15 protein-coding genes and 1 pseudogene are annotated in these 17942 nt (G+C 70.5%); 12 read left to right on the top strand and 4 right to left on the bottom strand.

The genetic code is table 11. From position 1 onward, the window contains the following. Positions 1 to 120: 120 nt before the first annotated feature. A complete protein-coding gene (locus ACFUNE_RS24080; RefSeq protein WP_383571640.1) occupies positions 121 to 963 on the bottom strand; it encodes a GntR family transcriptional regulator in 843 nt (280 codons plus the stop codon). Between the two features lie 249 nt (positions 964 to 1212). On the opposite strand from ACFUNE_RS24080, the gene ACFUNE_RS24075 reads away from it, so the two are divergent. The 8 genes from ACFUNE_RS24075 (at position 1213) to ACFUNE_RS24040 (ending at position 10995) form a co-directional block, all read left to right on the top strand. After that, the gene (locus ACFUNE_RS24075) at positions 1213 to 2478 is read left to right on the top strand and encodes an extracellular solute-binding protein (RefSeq protein ID WP_383571637.1); all 1266 of its coding nucleotides are present in this window, start codon (positions 1213 to 1215) and stop codon (positions 2476 to 2478) included. A 41-nt stretch (positions 2479 to 2519) separates the two neighbouring features. Then, positions 2520 to 3488: a carbohydrate ABC transporter permease gene (locus tag ACFUNE_RS24070; RefSeq protein ID WP_383571634.1), complete on the top strand. Its 969-nt coding sequence runs from the start codon at positions 2520 to 2522 to the stop codon at positions 3486 to 3488. After that, on the top strand, positions 3485 to 4324 hold the full coding sequence (locus ACFUNE_RS24065) for a carbohydrate ABC transporter permease (protein WP_383571632.1): 840 nt from the start codon (positions 3485 to 3487) through the stop codon (positions 4322 to 4324). Before ACFUNE_RS24070 ends, ACFUNE_RS24065 begins: the two co-directional genes overlap by 4 nt. Before the next feature lie 67 nt (positions 4325 to 4391). After that, positions 4392 to 5954 carry a beta-N-acetylhexosaminidase gene (locus tag ACFUNE_RS24060; protein WP_383571629.1) on the top strand — a complete coding sequence of 521 codons (1563 nt, stop codon included), beginning with the start codon at positions 4392 to 4394 and terminating at the stop codon, positions 5952 to 5954. A gap of 34 nt (positions 5955 to 5988) precedes the next feature. Further along, the gene (locus ACFUNE_RS24055) at positions 5989 to 7419 is read left to right on the top strand and encodes a cellulose binding domain-containing protein (RefSeq protein WP_383571626.1); all 1431 of its coding nucleotides are present in this window, start codon (positions 5989 to 5991) and stop codon (positions 7417 to 7419) included. Between the two features lie 157 nt (positions 7420 to 7576). Continuing rightward, positions 7577 to 8416, top strand: coding sequence for a TIM barrel protein (locus tag ACFUNE_RS24050; protein WP_383571742.1), 840 nt, complete (start codon positions 7577 to 7579; stop codon positions 8414 to 8416). 42 nt (positions 8417 to 8458) lie between these two features. Further along, positions 8459 to 9352 (top strand): 2-hydroxy-3-oxopropionate reductase, encoded by an 894-nt coding sequence (locus ACFUNE_RS24045; RefSeq protein WP_383571623.1) that lies wholly within the window; start codon positions 8459 to 8461, stop codon positions 9350 to 9352. Between the two features lie 185 nt (positions 9353 to 9537). Continuing rightward, positions 9538 to 10995 carry a catalase gene (locus ACFUNE_RS24040; RefSeq protein WP_383571620.1) on the top strand — a complete coding sequence of 486 codons (1458 nt, stop codon included), beginning with the start codon at positions 9538 to 9540 and terminating at the stop codon, positions 10993 to 10995. Between the two features lie 255 nt (positions 10996 to 11250). Here ACFUNE_RS24040 and ACFUNE_RS24035 read toward each other — a convergent pair whose 3' ends face one another. Then, positions 11251 to 11679 (bottom strand): DUF6083 domain-containing protein, encoded by a 429-nt coding sequence (locus tag ACFUNE_RS24035; RefSeq protein WP_383571617.1) that lies wholly within the window; start codon positions 11677 to 11679, stop codon positions 11251 to 11253. A 224-nt stretch (positions 11680 to 11903) separates the two neighbouring features. Between ACFUNE_RS24035 and ACFUNE_RS24030 the strand changes: the two genes are divergently transcribed. Next, positions 11904 to 12674, top strand: a complete 771-nt coding sequence (locus ACFUNE_RS24030; protein ID WP_383571614.1) for a hypothetical protein — start codon at positions 11904 to 11906, stop codon at positions 12672 to 12674. Positions 12675 to 12737: 63 nt separating this feature from the next. Here the strand turns inward: ACFUNE_RS24030 and gcl are convergent, their stop codons facing one another. After that, the gene (gene gcl / locus ACFUNE_RS24025; RefSeq protein ID WP_383571611.1) at positions 12738 to 14522 is read right to left on the bottom strand and encodes a glyoxylate carboligase; all 1785 of its coding nucleotides are present in this window, start codon (positions 14520 to 14522) and stop codon (positions 12738 to 12740) included. A 257-nt stretch (positions 14523 to 14779) separates the two neighbouring features. Here gcl and ACFUNE_RS24020 point away from each other — a divergent pair, with 257 nt between their 5' ends. Both ACFUNE_RS24020 and ACFUNE_RS24015 read left to right on the top strand, forming a co-directional pair. Continuing rightward, complete coding sequence (locus tag ACFUNE_RS24020; RefSeq protein WP_383571608.1) at positions 14780 to 15505, top strand: hypothetical protein; 726 nt, start codon at positions 14780 to 14782, stop codon at positions 15503 to 15505. A gap of 92 nt (positions 15506 to 15597) precedes the next feature. Beyond that, positions 15598 to 15819: a hypothetical protein gene (locus ACFUNE_RS24015; protein WP_383571605.1), complete on the top strand. Its 222-nt coding sequence runs from the start codon at positions 15598 to 15600 to the stop codon at positions 15817 to 15819. A gap of 21 nt (positions 15820 to 15840) precedes the next feature. On the opposite strand, the pseudogene ACFUNE_RS24010 reads toward ACFUNE_RS24015, so the two are convergent. Further along, positions 15841 to 16743: pseudogene (locus ACFUNE_RS24010) on the bottom strand (AMP-binding protein); the annotation flags it as partial. Positions 16744 to 16936: 193 nt separating this feature from the next. Here ACFUNE_RS24010 and ACFUNE_RS24005 point away from each other — a divergent pair. Further along, positions 16937 to 17908, top strand: coding sequence for a hypothetical protein (locus tag ACFUNE_RS24005; RefSeq protein ID WP_383571602.1), 972 nt, complete (start codon positions 16937 to 16939; stop codon positions 17906 to 17908). Positions 17909 to 17942: the final 34 nt, after the last annotated feature.

Here is a 17942-nt window from a genome sequence, read left to right as displayed (position 1 = left end):
TCGGTCGGCTCGCACGGCTCGCCCCGACCCTAAGGCACGGGCCCGGCGGCCCCGGGGGGCCCGGCGCCCGGCGGGTCCGGACGCATCGCGGGCCCGGCGCGACCGGCCGCCCCCGGCGCCTCAGGACCCGGCCTGGATGTCCCCCCGGGTGGACGAGGCGATCGGGTCGCCGTGCGCGAAGTCTCCGGGCGGGATCCCCGGATGGTGCCCGTCCCTGACCAGCCCCGCGGTCGCCGCCGCAGGACCGAGCGCCAGCCGGGAGACGATCCGGTAGCGGTCGCCCCGGTAGAGCGAGTGGACGTACTCGACGGGCACCCCGGAGGTGTCCGAGGTCAGCCGCTCGAACAGCAGGGCCGGGGAGAGCTCGGGGACCCCCAGGAGCTGGGCCTCGGCCCGCGTGACGACCGTGGGCTCGATGGCCTGGACGGCCTCCCGGACATGGACCCCGTGGGTGTGGCGGAGGTGCTCGTAGAGATCTCCGTCCTCCAGCTCCTGGGCCGAGAGGCCCGGGACGAGAGCCGCCCTGATGTGCAGGTGCTCGATCGCCATGGGGGCACCGTCGACCAGGCGCAGCCGCGCGACGTAGACGACCTCCTCGGCGGGTGACATCCGCAGCTTGCGGCCGACCCGGGCGCCCGCCTGGAGGGTGGTGAACTCCAGGAGCCTGCTCGACCACGCCCCGGCCGCCTGCGGCACGCTCAGGGCGAGGTCGGCCGAGACCAGCTCCTGGGTGATCTTCTCCGGCGCGACGAACATCCCGCGCCCGTGTTCGCGGACCAGCAGCCCGGCGGCCACCAGCTCGTCGACGGCGGCGCGCAGGGTCGGCCGGGACACGCCGAGCAGGGCGCAGAGGGCCCGCTCGGACGGGATGGCGTCCCCGGGGCTGCGGCTCTCGATCAGCTCGAGGACCGCGTCGCGGGCCCGTTCCCGTTTGAGCACCGTCCCCGGTACGTCGGCTTTCATGCGTTCCCCTTCGCGCGTTCCGCTCCCTTTACCAGTTGAGCAACCGATGGCCACTGGTCAGAGAGATTCTAACCACCTGCGCCGACATGAACAAAGGGCCGACCGCGCCGCCATCGCCAAAATCCCTTCGTACACAAGGGGTTGACGGCCTCATTGGTCTATGCCACCTTCATCCACCACCAAGAGGTGAGCTGTCCAGTGGACTTCACTGGTCAGGTGGTCAGGTCTCTGCTCCCGTTGAGGTGAACCGTGAAGTACCGCTTGCTTGCCGGTGTGTCCGCGCTCGTGACGGCCGCCGCTCTCAGTGCCTGCAGCTCCGGCGCCGACGACGCCGAAGGGGCCGGGGGCGTGACGACGGTCGATGTATGGCTGATGCGTGACAGCGTCTCGGCCGGGTTCCAGAAGGAGTTCACCGAAGGCTTCGAGGCCGCGCACCCGGACATCGACGTGAAGATCCAGATCCAGGAGTGGGACGGCATCGGCCAGAAGATCACCGCCGCCCTGGCGAGCAATGACGCCCCGGACGTGATCGAGGCGGGCAACACGCAGGTGGCGCAGTTCGCCGAGAGCGGCGGCCTGCTGGACCTGAGCGACAGGAAGGAGGAGCTGAACGGCGGCGACTGGCTGAAGGGCCTGGCCGAGCCGGGTTCGTACGAGGGGAAGCAGTACGGAATCCCGTACTACGCGGCCAACCGGGTCGTGGTCTACCGCAAGGACCTCTTCGAGAAGGCCGGCATCGACCCGGCGAAGATCACCACGCGCGAACAGTGGGTCGCCGCCACCACGAAGCTGAACAAGGGCGGCACCCAGGGGATCTACCTGCCCGGACAGCTCTGGTACGCGCTGGCAGGCTTCGTCTGGGACGAGGGCGGGGACCTGGCTTCCGAGTCCGGCGGCCGGTGGAAGGGCGCGCTCGACACCCCCGAGGCGCTGCGCGGCATGGCGTTCTACGCCCAGCTCCAGGCGCTCGGCAAAGGGCCCCGGGACTCCGACGAGGACGACCCGCCGCAGGCCGAGGTGATGGCGCAGGGACAGGTGGCCCAGGTCATCTCCACGCCCGGCAACGCCAACGTCGTCGTCGAGAACAACCCGGAGCTGGAGGGGAAGCTCGGCTTCTTCCCGATCCCCGGCAAGACGGCCGGCACACCGGGCGCGGTCTTCACCGGCGGCTCCGACCTGGTCGTCCCCGCCGCGGCCGGACATCCGGACGCCGCGCTCACCTTCATCGAGGAACTGACGGGCGACGCCTGGCAGAAGAAGCTCGCGGTGGCCATGAGCTACGTGCCGAACCGGACCACGCTGGCGTCGGCCGTGGCCGGCGATCCGGGTGCCGCCGCGATGGCCGTCGGCGCCGCGAACGGGCATGCGACGCCCAATACGCCCGGCTGGGCCGCGGTGGAGGCCGAGAACCCGATCAAGGACTACATGACCGCTGTCCTCACCGGCGGTGACGCCGCAGGTGCGGCGGCCAAGGCGTCCGAGGACATCACCCGGGCCATGAACGCCGGTTCCTGATCCTGCCCCGTCCGCTGCCCACCACCGAGAGGAGGCCCGTCGTGCCGGCTGTCCGTGAAAGACCCGCGCAACGCGTCCACCGCCCCCCGTCCGCGCCACCGGGACGGCGGCGCGGACGGCCCCCGCGCGACCTCTGGCCGTACGCCCTGATCGCTCCCGCGATCGGCGGCATGCTCTATCTGCTGGTGTACCCGCTCGTGCGGGCCGTGGTGATCTCCCTCCAGGACTTCAGGCTCCGCCAGCTGATCAGCGGCGACGCCGAGTTCGTGGGGCTGCGCAACTACCGGACGCTGCTGTCCGACCCGCGCTTCTGGGAGGTGACCGGCCGCACCTTCGTGTTCATGGCCGTCAACGTCGTACTGATCATGGTCATCTCGACGCTGGTCGCCCTGATGACGGAGCGCCTGCGCAGGGTCGGCCGCACGGTCGTGCTCTGCTCCCTGGTGCTCGCGTGGGCCATGCCCGTGGTCGCGGCGACGACGGTCTTCCAGTGGCTGTTCCACTCCGAATTCGGCATCGTCAACCAGTCGTTGACCGCGCTCGGCTTCGAGTCCTTCGACCGCTACCCGTGGTTCGCGAACGGTACGGCGTCCTTCACGATCCTGGTCCTGCTGATCGTCTGGCAGTCCGTGCCGTTCGCGGCGGTCACCCTCTACTCCGCCCTGACCACGGTCCCGGCCGAGCTGTACGAGTCGGCCCGCCTGGACGGAGCCTCCGCCTCCCGCATCTTCCGCTCGGTGACCTTCCCGATGCTGCGGCCGATCTTCATGCTGGTCCTCTCCCTGGAGGTGATCTGGACCTTCAAGGCGTTCGTCCAGATCTGGGTGATGACCCGCGGCGGCCCCGGAGACGCCACCACCATCCTGCCCGTGTACGCGGTCCAGACGGCGCTCTCCAGCCAGCGCTACGACCTGGGCTCGGCCGCGTCGATGATCACCGTGGTCCTGATGTCCGGGGTGCTGGTCCTCTACTTCCGCCAGATGTTCCGTCAGGAGGACGACCTGCGATGAACCAGCCACGCCCCCGGATCCGACGGATCCCGCTGAACGCCGCCGCGGTCGTGACCGTCGTGGTCTGCCTGTTCCCGGTGTACTGGATGATCTCCACCGCGTTCAAGCCGTCCCGGGACATCCAGTCCTCCGAGCCGAGGCTCGTTCCCTACACCTGGACGCTGGACCACTTCCGCCGGGCCGTGCAGGCGGACGGTTTCGAGCTGTTCTGGCGCAACAGCGTCCTGGTCACGCTGGGTGCCGTGCTGCTCTCCCTCCTCGTGGCCCTCGGGGCGTCGTTCGCCGTCGCCCGGCTGCGGTGGAAGGGCCGGCGGCAGTTCATGCTGCTGGTGTTCATCGCCCAGATGGCGCCCTGGGAGTCGCTGATCATCCCGGTGTACATCATCTCGCGTGACACGGACATGCTCGACCGGCTGCCCACGCTCACCCTCGTCTACTTCATGATCACGCTGCCGTTCACGATCGTGGTGCTGCGCGGCTTCCTCGCGACGATCCCGCCCGAGCTGGAGGAAGCCGCGCAGGTCGACGGCTGCACCCGGACGGGGGCGTTCGTCAGGATCGCCCTGCCACTGCTCGCTCCCGGTCTGATGGCGACCTCGCTCTTCGGGTTCATCACCGCCTGGAACGAGTTCGCCTACGCCAACTTCCTGATCATCAAGCAGCAGGACAACCGCACCCTGCCCGTCTGGCTGTCGTCCTTCCAGAACACCTTCGGCACCGACTGGGGCGCCACCATGGCCGCCTCCACGCTCTTCGCGCTGCCCGCCCTCGTGATCTTCCTGGTGCTCCAGCGCCATGTGACCTCCGGCTTCGCGGCCGGCGCGGTCAAGGGCTGAGCCCGCCGGGCGTCCACCGCGAACCCGGCCACGCGAACCGCCCGACTCCCCGAACCCGGAGGCCCCCGTGCCCGCACCACGCCCCGAGCTCTCCCTCGTCCCCCGCCCCCGCAAGGTCTCGCCACGCCCGGGCCGCTTCGTCCTCGGCCAGGACACCGCCGTACGCGCCCTGCCGGGCGCGGAAGGCGCGGCGGACCTGCTGCGCACGCTCCTCGGGCCGACGACCGGCCTGCCCCTGCCGCCCTCCGCCGAGGGCCGGGTCGTCCTGGCACTCGATCCGCAGCTCGGCGGGCTCGGCGACGAGGGGTACGGCCTGACCGTCGGCCCGCAGGCCCTGCTGCTGCGCGCCGCCCGGCCCGACGGCCTGCTCCGGGGCGTCCAGACGATCCGGCAGCTGCTGCCGCCCGAAGCCCTGTCGGGCGGTGCGCGCGCCACGGCCTGGGAGCTGCCGTGCGTGGAGATCAGCGACGTACCGCGGTACCCCTGGCGCGGCGCGATGCTCGATGTCGCCCGGCACTTCCAGCCGGTCTCCTACCTGCACCGGTACGTCGACCTCATGGCCCTGCACAAGCTCAACGTCCTGCATCTGCACCTCACGGACGACCAGGGCTGGCGGATGCCGGTCGACGCCTTCCCCCGGCTCACGTCGGTGGGCGGGCACCGGACCCAGTCCCTGTCCGACGGGGTGCCGCACGGGGGCTCCTACACCAGGGCCGAGCTGCGCGGCCTGGTCCGCCACGCGGCGGAGCGCGGGGTGACCGTCGTGCCGGAGATCGAGATGCCCGGCCATGTGCGCGCGGCCCTCGCGGCCTACCCGCACCTGGGGAACCACCCGGAGCGGCAGCTCGACGTCTGGACCAGGTGGGGCGTCTGCGACACCGTGCTCGGCGTCCACGAGGAGGTCTTCGACTTCTGCCGGACGGTGCTGGAGGAGGTCATGGACGTCTTCCCGTCCCCCTACGTCCACATCGGCGGCGAGGAGTGCCCCACCACCGAGTGGGAGAACAGCCCGGCGGCCCGCGAGCGTGCCGCGGCCGCCGGACTGGCCGGCGCCGGGGATCTGCACGGCTGGTTCATGGGCCGGATCGGCTCGTTCCTGGTGGAGCACGGCCGGCGGCCCACCGGCTGGGCGGAGAGCGGCAGCGAACTGCCCCCGGAGTTCACGGTGATGACCTGGCGCGATCCGGCCCACGCCCGGACGGCGGCGCGGCGCGGACATCAGGTGGTGACGGCACACCACCGGGCCACCTACCTCGACTACGCCCAGTCCACGGACCCGGACGAGCCCCCCGCCCAGCCGGGAGCTCCCGTCCCCCTGCACGCGGTGCACGCCAACGAGCCGGTGCCCCTCGGCTGGGAGCCCGAGGAGGCCTCCCGCGTGCTGGGCACCCAGGCGCAGCTGTGGACCGAGTACGTGACGACGCCGGACCGGATCGAGTACCTCACCTACCCCCGGCTCTGCGCCCTGGCGGACCGCGCGTGGTCCGGCGGGGGCAGCGACTGGCCCGGATTCGTCGAGCGGCTGCGCGACCACACCGCCCGGCTGGACGCCCTAGGCGTCCGCTACCGGCCCCTCACCACGCGGTCCCTGGCGACCGCGGCCTCAGGTACAGCGCGACCCCCTCGGTAACCCGTCCCCCACCGTTCCGGAGAGGAACATCCCCATGAGCACATTCCGCAGGAGCCGTATCCGCGCGGCGGCGGCCGCCGCCGTCACCCTGGCCCTGGGCTGCACGGCCCTCGCCGCTCTTCCCGGCACCGCGGGCGCCGCCGCGGCCGGCGGGCTCGTCGTCCAGTACCGCACGAGCGCGTCGGGCGCGACGGCCGACCAGAGCGAGCCGTGGCTGAAGGTGCGCAACACCGGGAGCGCGAGCGTGCCGCTCTCCGACGTGAAGGTGCGGTACTACTTCAAGGGCGATTCGGCCTCGGCGGCCTACCGGTTCGCCTGTTCCTGGGCGGTGAAGGGCTGCGCGAACATCACCGGCACCTTCAAGACCCTGCCGAACCCGACCGCGACCGCCGACCGCTACCTGGAGATCGGCTTCACCGCCGGCGCGGGCACCCTGGCCCCCGGGGCGGACACCGGTGACATGCAGTTGCGCTTCCACCGCGCGGACTGGCAGCCGCTGGGGCAGAGCGACGACTACTCCTTCGGCGCCGAACGGAACACGTACGGCGACTGGACGAGGATCACCGCGCAGCTGGGGTCGGTCACGGCCTGGGGCGAGGCTCCCGGGGGCAACGGCCCCACCGACCCGACGGATCCGCCCACCGATCCGCCGGCCGACGGGCCCCGGCTGTTCGACGACTTCAACTACAGCGGTCACGCGGACCCGAAGATCGCGGCGAACGGCTGGAGCGTCCGCTCGAACTCCGGCGGCCCCGGCGTGCCGGGTGCCACCTGGGCTCCGGAGAACGTCACCTTCAGCAGCCAGGCGGGCAATTCGGTGATGAACCTGGAGACGTCCACGGCGGGCACGGGTGCCTCGACGGAGCAGACGGAGATCCTCACGAAGTCCTCGAAGTTCCGCAACGGCACCTACGCGGCCAGGGTGAAGTTCAGTGACGCGCCGCGCTCGGGTCCCGACGGCGACCGCCTCGTCCAGACCTTCTTCACCATCAACGACCTCAAGGCGCCGATGGCTGACGACTACGCGGAGTACGACTTCGAGTACCTGCCCAACGGCGGCTGGGGCGAGCCGGCGAACATCCTCTACACCACGTCCTGGGAGACGTACCGGCCCGATCCGTGGGAGGCCGTCAACCAGCACAGCGAGGCGCGGCAGAGCTACGCGGGATGGCACGACCTGGTGGTCACGATCGACAACAGCGCCATCACGTACTACGTCGACGGCCAGCCCTTCGGCACCCACGGCGCGGCGTACCTGCCGGAGCGGCCGATGTCGATCAACTTCAACCAGTGGCTGATCGACCTGGCGGGCCAGACCAGTACCACGCCCCGCTCGTACGACCAGCAGGTGGACTACGTGCTGCACGTGAAGGACCAGGTCCTCTCACCCGCCCAGGTATCGGCTCTGGTGAGCGGTTACCGGGCCGCGGGCACGACGTTCCAGGACACAGTGCCGGCCGTCTGACCAGGCACGGCTGAACGGTCGCGGGGTGGAGGGCTGGACTGCCTCCACCCCGCTTCCGTGTGTCCGGAATTCGGTTCGCCTCTTGACAGCCTCACCGCACGCCAGGCAATCTTCCGTTAAGCAGAAACTAACTTCCGCGATACGGAAGGAGCGCATGATGGGTTTCTCGGACCAGCGCTTCGATGTGAACCTCTCGATCCTCTTCACCGAACTCCCGCTCCTGGAGCGCCCCGCGGCGGCCGCCGCCGCGGGCTTCACGGCGGTCGAGCTCTGGTGGCCGTGGATCGAGACCCCCACCCCGGCGCAGGCCGAGCTCGACGCCCTGAAGAAGGCGCTCGACGACGCGGGCACCCAGCTGGTGGGGCTGAACTTCTACGCGGGCCGTCTCCCCGGCCCCGACCGGGGCGCGCTCTCGCTCCCCGGTGAGGAGTCGGACCGCTTCCGCGCCAACATCGACGTGGCGGCCGACTTCGCCGCCTCGGTCGGCTGCAAGGCGCTCAACGCGCTGTACGGCAACCGCGTCGAGGGTGTGGACCCGGCCGTCCAGGACGAACTCGCCCTGGAGAACCTGGCCCTGGCCGCCCGCGCGGCCCACCGGATCGGTGCGACCCTCCTCGTCGAGACGCTCAACGACACCGAGTCGCCCCTCTACCCCCTGGTCAGCGCACCGGCGGGCGTCGAGGTGGTCGACCGCGTCAACGAGGCGACGGGACTGGGCAACGCGACGTTCCTGCTGGACCTGTACCACCTGTCGATGAACGGCGAGGACCTCAGCCAGGTGATCAAGGCGTACGCCGCGAAGACCGGCCACGTCCAGATCGCCGACAACCCGGGGCGCGGCGCGCCCGGCACCGGCTCACTCCCGCTGGAGCGGCTCCTCGACGAGCTGACCGAGGCCGGATACGGCGGCTGGGTCGGCCTGGAGTACAAGCCGGGCAACCGCCCGAGCGCCGAGGCGTTCGACTGGCTCCCCGCCGAGCACCGGCCGGCCCGCTGAGGGCCCCGCCCCACGTACACACGCTTACCGGAAGGCACCCTCATGAGCAGCAACCTCCCCAAGGTCGCCTGGATCGGGCTCGGCATCATGGGCTCCCCCATGTCCGAGAACCTGGTCAAGGCCGGTTACCAGGTGACCGGCTACACCCTGGAGCAGGACAAGGTCGACCGGCTCGTCGCGGCCGGCGGAAAGGGCGCCGCCTCCATCGCGGAGGCCGTCCAAGACGCCGATGTAGTCATCACGATGGTCCCGGCGTCCCCGCAGGTCGAGGCCATCGCGTACGGCCCCGACGGCATCCTGGAGAACGCCCGGCAGGGCGCCCTGCTGATCGACATGTCCTCGATCACCCCGCAGACCTCCGTGGACCTGGCATCGAACGCGAAGGACAAGGGCATCCGCGTGCTGGACGCCCCCGTCTCCGGCGGTGAGGCCGGCGCGATCGAGGCCGTCCTGTCCATCATGGTCGGCGGCGAGCAGAGCGACTTCGACGCCGCGAAGCCGCTGCTCGACGCGCTCGGCAGGACCATCGTGCTGTGCGGGCCGCACGGCTCCGGCCAGACGGTGAAGGCGGCCAACCAGCTGATCGTCGCCGTCAACATCCAGGCCTGCGCCGAGGCCGTCGTCTTCCTGGAGAAGTCCGGGGTCGACCTGGCCGCAGCGCTCGACGTGCTGAACGGCGGCCTCGCCGGCTCGACGGTCCTCACCCGCAAGAAGGACAACTTCCTCAAGCGGGACTTCGCCCCGGGCTTCCGGATCGACCTGCACCACAAGGACATGGGCATCGTCACCGACGCCGCCCGCAACGTGGGCGCGGCACTGCCCGTCGGCGGGGTCGTGGCCCAGCTCGTGGCCTCCCTGCGCGCCCAGGGCGACGGCGGCCTCGACCACTCGGCGCTGCTGCGCTCGGTCGAGCGGCTCTCCGGCTCCCAGGTCTGACACACCCGGCCCCCTTCCGGGGCCCCCTGAACTCCGGGTCGCGGTGGCGCTGACACCTGTCCTGTCGCGCCCAGGCGCTGCCGCGACCCGGAACCCTACCCTCCAATTTCAACAAACTGTTGACGCGGCGATCCCGGCGAATCTACGCTCCTGAGGCCGTCAGCAGCCCCGTACGGAAGGCCTCCATGTCCCAGCGTGTGCTCACGACCGAGTCAGGCGCACCCGTCGCCGACAACCAGAACTCCGCCACAGCCGGCGCCGGCGGGCCGGTCCTCATCCAGGACCAGCACCTGCTCGAGAAGCTCGCCCGCTTCAACCGTGAGCGCATCCCGGAGCGCGTCGTCCACGCCCGCGGATCCGGCGCGTACGGCTACTTCGAGGTGACGGACGACGTCACCGGCTTCACCCACGCCGACTTCCTGTCCGAAGTGGGCCGCCGCACCGAGACGTTCATCCGCTTCTCGACGGTCGCCGACTCGCTGGGTGGCGCGGACGCCGTCCGTGACCCCCGCGGTTTCGCCCTCAAGTTCTACACGGACCAGGGCAACTACGACCTGGTCGGCAACAACACCCCGGTGTTCTTCATCAAGGACCCGATCAAGTTCCCCGACTTCATCCACTCCCAGAAGCGCGACCCCTTCACGGGCCGCCAGGAGCCGGACAACGTCTGGGACTTCTGGGCGAACTCCCCCGAGTCGACGCACCAGATCACCTGGCTGATGGGCGACCGCGGGATCCCCGCCTCGTACCGCCACATGAACGGCTTCGGCTCGCACACGTACCAGTGGACGAACGCGGAGGGCGAGGCCTTCTTCGTCAAGTACCACTTCAAGACCAACCAGGGCGTGCGCTCCCTCTCCGCCGAGCAGGCCGCCGAGCAGGTCGGCAAGGACGCCAACTCGCACCAGACGGACCTGCTCCAGGCCATCGAGCGGGGCGTCAACCCGTCCTGGACGCTGCACGTGCAGGTCATGCCGGCCGCGGAGGCGGCGGACTACCGCTTCAACCCGTTCGACGTGACGAAGGTGTGGCCGCACGCCGACTACCCGTTGCAGCGCGTCGGCCGGCTGGTGCTGGACCGCAACCCGGACAACGTCTTCGCCGAGGTGGAGCAGGCGGCCTTCTCGCCGAACAACTTCGTGCCCGGCATCGGCCCCTCCCCGGACAAGATGCTCCAGGGCCGGCTGTTCGCCTACGCCGACGCGCAGCGCTACCGGCTGGGCATCAACCACACCCAGCTTCCGGTCAACGCGCCGAGGACGGCGACCGTCGACAACTACGGGCGCGACGGGCTGCACGCGACGCGCTACGGCTCGCGCCAGGACAAGAACTACGAGCCCAACTCGTACGCGGGCCCCGCGCAGACCGGCGCCGCCCTCGCCTCGCCGCTCGCGGTGCACGGCTGGACGGGTACGCACGAGGCACCGCTGCACACGAAGGACGACGACTTCTTCCAGGCCGGCGAGCTCTACCGGCTGATGTCCGCGGACGAGAAGGACCGTCTGATCGCCAACATCTCCGGGGGACTCTCGCAGGTCACCCGTGACGACGTGATCGAGAAGAACCTCGCCCACTTCCACGCCGCCGACGCCGACTACGGCAAGCGCGTGGAGGAGGCCGTCCGCGCCCTGCGCGAGGACTGAGCCTCTCCCCAGGGCCCTGCCCGCGCCGCGCACCCGGATGAGGGGAGCGCGCGGCACCGGCAGGACGGGACCGCGGCGGCGGACGACGCCAGTGCGGTGGTGAAGGGCCGGGCGGCCCGCTCCAGACCTGAAGGAGCGCGGCCGCCCACAGCCCACAGCCCGCCGTCGCGGTCGCTGTGAAGAGAACGCAGGTGCAGGGGTGCGGTGTACGCCGGTCGGCGTGCGCCGCACCCCTGCACGCGTGTCCGGGGCCGGTCAGCCCGTGTAGGGGAGCCCATCCTCCGGCAGATCGAAGAGGCGTTGCGCGCGTACCCCGTTGTGCTGCCGGAGAGCGGTCACCCAGGGCCAGTGGTCCTCGGGCACCAGGCGGGGGCAGGCGATGCGGTGCGGGATGCGGCACCTGGTGCCGGGCAGCGGCTCGGCGTCCCAGAGGTTCATGGCGGTCCCGGTCGAGGTGATGACCCACCGCCGCCGGGGCGGAACGGTGTGGGCCGGGACGAGGATGCGGGGTTCGAGGAGGATCCAGTGCCCGGCGTACGAGGTGGCGTACCGGTCCTGCCGGAGATCGCAGAAGGGGCACTCGGGCGGAGCCGGCGGCCTGGGCGCGGTGGCGCCTTCGAGGAGCGCCTGGAAGTCGTGGGCGGGCGGGTCCGGGCAGGACGAGGTGGTCTCGTAGTCCCCCATGGGCCCATGATCCGGGCGTGGTCCGCGTTCCGGTAGGACGCGATCCGGCCGTGCCGGGCGGGGATGGAGCGTGCCCGTGGTTCGCGGCACGCCCCATGGGGCGTGCTCAGGCGCACACGGCCCGCGCCGCATGGCCGACGTGTGCCCTCGGCCGTCGCCTCGGACTGCCGCACATGAGTACGGAAACGGATGGCGGCCACCGTCCCCGTACCCACAATGACCTTATGAGATTACCGGTTTCAGCCGTCCGCGCCTCCGGAGGGCGGTCCGTCGCCGCGGCCCTCCTGCTCACCCTCCCCTTGTCCGCCTGCTCCTCCGCGGACCGGGCCACGAGTCCGGAGGAGGTGCGTGAGCTCGCGAACGGGGCCCCCGCACGGGAGGCGCGCCAGGAGACCGAGGACCATCTCCGGGCCGTCGTCCGAGCCTACGACGGAGACACCCCGCTCACCCTCGGACTGGTGGCGGTGGACGACCGGTGCGTCGGCGGTTCGGCGAAGGAGTGGTTCTTCCAGACCGGCGACGACATGTACAGGATCCGCTGTCACCTGCACGTCACCGCCTGGTTCGGAGCGGACCCCGCCCGGATCGCCGATGTCCTGGACGGGGTCTTCACGGCGGGCGACCGCGCCGCCTCGGCCGGAGCCCCGGCCGCCTCGGTCCCCTTCGGCCACGACGACTACCGCGGGCGCCTCGTCGACTACTACCGGGGCCGCGGCCCGAACCCGACGGGCCCGGACACCCCTGAGCCGGCCCAGATCTCCGACACGTCGCAGACCTTGTCCTGGGACACCGTACGCAGCTCCGCGAGGACTCCGGTCGAGGAGCCGGCGGCGTGCGCGGACGACGGTCCGCCCGTGACGCGGTGCCTGCGAGAGCCCGCGTCGACGACGGTGGCGGAGGTGCGCGCACGGCACGGGATGGTGTTCCGGCTGGACCTCGGGAACGCCGAGTACTACACGGTGTTCAAGGACGAGGACCCGGCGCGGACCGGCTGACGGGCGTACGGCGGCGGCCCCCGTCCCCCTGTCGGAGGGGGCGGGGGCCGCGGCCGTACGGGGTCAGGCCCTGGTCAGCGGACGGATCGCCGTCGGCGCGTGACCGGGCTCGGACGCCACGTCCTCGAACTCGTTGACGGAGGCGATGTCCGTCCCGCTCATCGAGATGTTCGTGACCCGCTCCAGGATCGCCTCGACGACGACCGGCACCCGGTGCTCCGCCGCGAGCTTCTTCGCCTCCTCGAAGGCGGGCAGCAGCTGGTCAGGCTCGGTGACCCGGATCGCCTTGCAGCCGAGGCCCTCGACGACCTTGACGTGGTCGACGCCGTAGACGCCGAGCTCCGGGGAGTTGAGGTTCTCGAACTCCAGGTTGACCTGGAAGTCGATGTCGAAGTTGCGCTGCGCCTGCCTGATGAGCCCCAGGTAGGAGTTGTTCACCAGCACGTGGACGTAGGGGATGCGGTGCTGCGCGCCGACCGCGAGCTCCTCCAGCATGAACTGGAAGTCGTAGTCACCGGAGAGCGCGACCACGGAGCCGTCCGGGTCGGCCGTGGCGACGCCCAGTGCGGCCGGGATCGTCCAGCCGAGCGGCCCGGCCTGGCCGCAGTTGATCCAGTGGCGCGGCCGGTAGACGTGCAGCATCTGCGCGCCCGCGATCTGCGAGAGGCCGATGGTGCTGACGTACCGGGTCTCGGGGCCGAACGCCCGGTTCATCTCCTCGTACACGCGCTGCGGCTTCAGCGGCACGTTGTCGAAGTGCGTGCGCCGCTGGAGCGTCGCCCTGCGCTCCTGCGTGGACGCCGCCCACTGCGAGCGGTCCTTCAGCTTTCCGGCCGCCTTCAGCTCGCGCGCCACCTCGACGAAGAGCGTCAGGGCGGCCTTCGCGTCGGACGCGATACCGAGGTCCGGGGCGAAGATCCTGCCCAGCTGGGTGGGCTCGATGTCGACGTGGACGAAGGTGCGGCCCTGGGTGTAGACGTCCAGCTTGCCGGTGTGGCGGTTGGCCCAGCGGTTGCCGATGCCGAGGACGAAGTCGGACTCCAGGAAGTTCGCGTTGCCGTAGCGGTGCGAGGTCTGGAGGCCGACCATGCCGGCGTTCAGCTCGTGGTCGTCGGGGAGGATGCCCCAGCCCATCAGGGTGGGGACGACCGGGACGCCGGTCAGCTCGGCGAACTCCACCAGCAGGGCGGAGGCGTCGGCGTTGATGATGCCGCCGCCCGCGACGAGCAGCGGGCGCTCGGAGGCGTTGAGCATCTCGACGGCCCGCTCGATCTGCTTGCGGGTCGCGGCGGGCTTGTGGACGGGCAGCGGCTCGTACAGCTCGGGGTCGAACTCGATCTCGGTGAGCTGCACGTCGATCGGCAGGTCGATGAGGACCGGCCCCGGCCGGCCCGTGCGCATCAGGTGGAAGGCCTGCTGGAAGACGCCCGGGACCTGCGCGGCCTCCAGGACGGTCGTCGCGGCCTTGGTCACCGGGGCGGCGATCGACGCGATGTCGACGGCCTGGAAGTCCTCCTTGTGGAGGACGGCGGTCGGCGCCTGGCCGGTGATGCAGAGGATCGGGATCGAGTCGGCGATGGCCGAGTAGAGGCCGGTGATCATGTCGGTGCCGGCGGGCCCCGACGTACCGATGCAGACGCCGATGTTCCCGGCCGCGGCGCGCGTGTAGCCCTCCGCCATGTGGGAGGCGCCCTCGACGTGGCGGGCGAGGGTGTGGTGCACCCCGCCGGAGGCCTTGAGGGCCGCGTAGAACGGGTTGATCGCCGCACCCGGCACGCCGAACGCGTTGCTGACACCTTCGCGCTTGAGGATCTCAACTGCCGCTCGGGCAGCGGTCATACGAGGCATGAGTGCTCCTGCTCGGACCTGGTGGAGTCGGGCTCTGTCGCGCCACCTGAGAGCACCAATTCCGCATTACGGAAATTTAGTTCTGCTATACGGAATCAACTTAGGGCCGCTCCGGACCGTCGTCAAGGGAGGACGGTGGAAGCGGCCAGGACCACCGGGCCGAAGTGTCCGATTCCCTCCCCTGAGCGTCGCTCCTGGTGGACGATGGGGGTACGGAACGCAGTCGCCGCCACGGAGGCGGAAGAGGGGGGAAGCACGTGGAGTCCGTACCGGTGCGCTGCCCGGCCTGCCGCCGGGACCACGCCTTCATCACGCCGGTGTACCCCTGCCCGTGCGGCTCCCCGACCGCCCCGCCGCTCATGCGCGGCGCCCCGGCCGTGATCATCACGCACCGCACCTGGAACGACGACTGGGTGAGCGTGCGCTGCCACTCCTGCGGGCGGCGCGACCAGTGGCCGCACCCCGAACTCTGCTGCCCCTGCGGCGCCGTGCTGCGGGTCGCCGTACGCCCGGTGGCCACGCGCGGCGCCGAACCGCCGCCCACCCCCGCCGATCCCCGCGGCCCGTCCCGCATACCCCCGCCGCGCACGGCCGCACACCCACGCCCGTCGTTCCGGCCCCTGGTGATACGGACGGCGCGTGACGCGGTGAGCACCGCCGCGCTGTACCTGAAGTGGCTGGGCTTCCGCGACGTGGTCCAGCCCGAGGCGCGCCCCAGCTCCCGGATCGACCTCAGGGCCGCCGGGCTCATCGCCCAGGTCGACGCGACCACGCGGCCGACCGCCCTGCGGGAGGTGGAGTGCCTCTGGCTGAACGCCCTGAACACCTCGGTGTCCAGTGTGCTGTTCTCACTGGCCGGCTACACGGACGAGGCGCGTTCACGCGCGGACGGCCTCGCGATCCCCCTCTTCGTCCTCGACCTCACGGGCACACCTCAGCCGGTGAACGGCCCCGCGACCGAGTTGGTCAGCGCCGGGCCCTGACCGCCGGGCGCCGTGGAATGATTTCGGTCACCTGTGCCCTGCCAGCCGCATATGTTCGAGCTGTTGTCAGTATGAGGACGTAGAGTGAAGGCATGGTCTTAACTCCCCGGCTTCCCACCCACTCGACCCCTGTTTTTCTGACCCAGCCCGCCCACCCGTCCGCCGTCGAGGCCAACGAGGCGATCCGCGCACTCGTCGACTCGCGGGCAGGACAGGACTGGACCCCGATGGAGGCCGCGGAGTACGAGGTACTGCTCATCGAATGGGCCGCCGCGACCCAGGACATAGGCTCCGGCGTCATCGAAGCCGCCTGATCCTGCGGCCACCGGCGCGGGCTAAGCGCCGTACCCCTCCCGCAGTTCGACCTTCCGGACCTTGCCGCTGACGGTCATCGGGAACGAGTCGAGGATCCTCAGTCCGCGCGGAACCTTGTAGTGCGCCAACTGCTCGCGGCAGTACGCGGCCACCTCGTCGAGCGTCGGCGGGTCGGCGGGATCGCGGGGAATGACGCAGGCCAGGACCTCCTCGCCGTACCTCTCGTCCGGCACCCCGACCACCTGGACGTCCGCGATCTTGGGGTGACCGTGGAGGAACTCCTCGACCTCGCGCGGATAGACGTTCTCACCACCGCGGATGATCATGTCCTTGATCCGGCCGACGATCTGGACGTACCCGTCCTCCCGCATCACCGCGAGGTCCCCGGTGTGCATCCAGCGCCCCGCGTCGACGACCTCGGCGGTGCGCTCCGGCTGGCCCCAGTAACCGAGCATCACGCTGTATCCCCGGGTGCGCAGTTCGCCGGTCTCACCACGCGGCAGGGTCACGCCCGTCACCGGGTCGGCCACCTTCACCTCGATGTGCGGCATCACCCGGCCGACCGTACCGGTGCGCCGTTCGAGATCGTCATCCCGGCGCGTCTGGGTGGAGACGGGCGAGGTCTCCGTCATGCCGTAGCAGATGGACACCTCGTCCATGTGCATCTCCGCCACGACCCTCTTCATCACCTCGACCGGGCAGGGCGATCCGGCCATGATCCCCGTGCGCAGCGAGGAGAGGTCGTACGAGGCGAAGCCGGGAAGGTCGAGCTCCGCGATGAACATCGTGGGCACGCCGTAGAGGGAGGTGCAGCGCTCCTGCTGGACGGCGGCCAGCACCGCGGCGGGCTCGAAGGCGGGCGCCGGGATCACGATGCAGGCACCGTGCGAGGTGATGCCGAGGTTACCCATGACTATGCCGAATCAGTGGTAAGCCTTCGAAGCACACGGAGGAACCACGATGATCGAGATCACCTGGCACAAGGACGCCAAGCCCAGCACGTACTACGCCACGCACAACGGCAAGCGCATCGCTACGGCCCGCAAGTAAGTCACGGGTAGCGCGTGGATCGGGACTGTCGTCGGTCTCGGCTTCACGTTCGGTGGCCGCCGCCTCATGGACGTGAAGGAGCTGGCACAGCGGCACGTCGAGCGTGTCTACGGAGAGGGTGAGTGGACCCTCTTCCCTGCTCGCGACCTGAAGCCCGGCATGATCCTCGGTCGCGACACGTGGAAGGACGGGGACCGGGAGGTCGTCTCTGTCGACGTCGACCCCGAGGCGCAGACGGTCTCTGTCGAACTGTCCTCCGAGAACGCTCGGGAACTCGGCCTCACCCTGGACGACACATGCGCCATTGACGCCATGGTGCGGGTCAAGGTGCAGCCCAAGCCCGAGCCGTCCGTGATCGTGGGGGACCGGGTCTCGTTCTACGACTGCACCGCCACCGTTACCGCCGTCAGCACTGGGTGGGTGGAGTTCGTCCGGCCGGACGGTACGACCGGGCGTAAGCCTGCTGACCACGACTTCCAGGTGATCGGCCACGCCGAGCCCGAGACCGAGGCCCCGATGACCGTGTGCGGTCTGCGCCGGATCGGCTGGGAGCGTCCTGGAACGGGCGCCCGGCGCCTCCCTTGCACCCTCCCTACGGGGCACACACAGCCTCACCGCGACGCCTTCCGTCACTCCTTCGTTCGGAGCGAGGACGACGCAGCCGAGGACAAGGTGACCGCGCCCGTGCCGACCGAGGTCGGACAGGTGATCGACCTGCACCCCTTCACCGCGATCGTGGACGTGATCGCCGGTACGGGCGTCCTGATCGCTCCCCCGGCATCCGACGATCTGAGCGTGTCTGCCGGTGGCGCCTCCCTGCATGACGCACTTCTCACCGACGTCATGCGACGTCTTGCGCTGCTCGGCGTCGAGTCGCTCGAAGGGGAGGACGACGGCCTGTCCCTCGAAGGAGTCACCGACGACGGACGGAAGGTGTTCAGTCTCTACGTCTCGGACTGCATCACGACAGAGCCCGACTTCGAAGAGGTCGCCTGCTCCATCGAAGCACTGCGACGGGCAGCCGGTCTTGGCCGGTAGCACCCGCATTTCGGGGAGGTCGGTTCCGGCTGGC

Origin of the sequence: Streptomyces sp. NPDC057287, assembly GCF_042667905.1 — a bacterium.
Taxonomy (GTDB): Bacteria; Actinomycetota; Actinomycetes; order Streptomycetales; family Streptomycetaceae; genus Streptomyces.
This window is presented reverse-complemented; position numbering and strand designations above follow the sequence as displayed.

Bases quoted from the DNA above. Each gene is read 5' to 3' on its own strand.
- ACFUNE_RS24080 (WP_383571640.1), bottom strand. From the start codon at position 963: ATGAAAGCCGACGTACCGGGGACGGTGCTCAAACGGGAACGGGCCCGC.
- ACFUNE_RS24065 (WP_383571632.1), top strand. From the start codon at position 3,485: ATGAACCAGCCACGCCCCCGGATCCGACGGATCCCGCTGAACGCCGCC.
- ACFUNE_RS24055 (WP_383571626.1), top strand. From the start codon at position 5,989: ATGAGCACATTCCGCAGGAGCCGTATCCGCGCGGCGGCGGCCGCCGCC.
- ACFUNE_RS24050 (WP_383571742.1), top strand. From the start codon at position 7,577: ATGGGTTTCTCGGACCAGCGCTTCGATGTGAACCTCTCGATCCTCTTC.
- ACFUNE_RS24045 (WP_383571623.1), top strand. From the start codon at position 8,459: ATGAGCAGCAACCTCCCCAAGGTCGCCTGGATCGGGCTCGGCATCATG.
- ACFUNE_RS24040 (WP_383571620.1), top strand. From the start codon at position 9,538: ATGTCCCAGCGTGTGCTCACGACCGAGTCAGGCGCACCCGTCGCCGAC.
- ACFUNE_RS24035 (WP_383571617.1), bottom strand. From the start codon at position 11,679: ATGGGGGACTACGAGACCACCTCGTCCTGCCCGGACCCGCCCGCCCAC.
- ACFUNE_RS24030 (WP_383571614.1), top strand. From the start codon at position 11,904: ATGAGATTACCGGTTTCAGCCGTCCGCGCCTCCGGAGGGCGGTCCGTC.
- gcl (WP_383571611.1), bottom strand. From the start codon at position 14,522: ATGCCTCGTATGACCGCTGCCCGAGCGGCAGTTGAGATCCTCAAGCGC.
- ACFUNE_RS24015 (WP_383571605.1), top strand. From the start codon at position 15,598: ATGGTCTTAACTCCCCGGCTTCCCACCCACTCGACCCCTGTTTTTCTG.
- ACFUNE_RS24005 (WP_383571602.1), top strand. From the start codon at position 16,937: ATGGACGTGAAGGAGCTGGCACAGCGGCACGTCGAGCGTGTCTACGGA.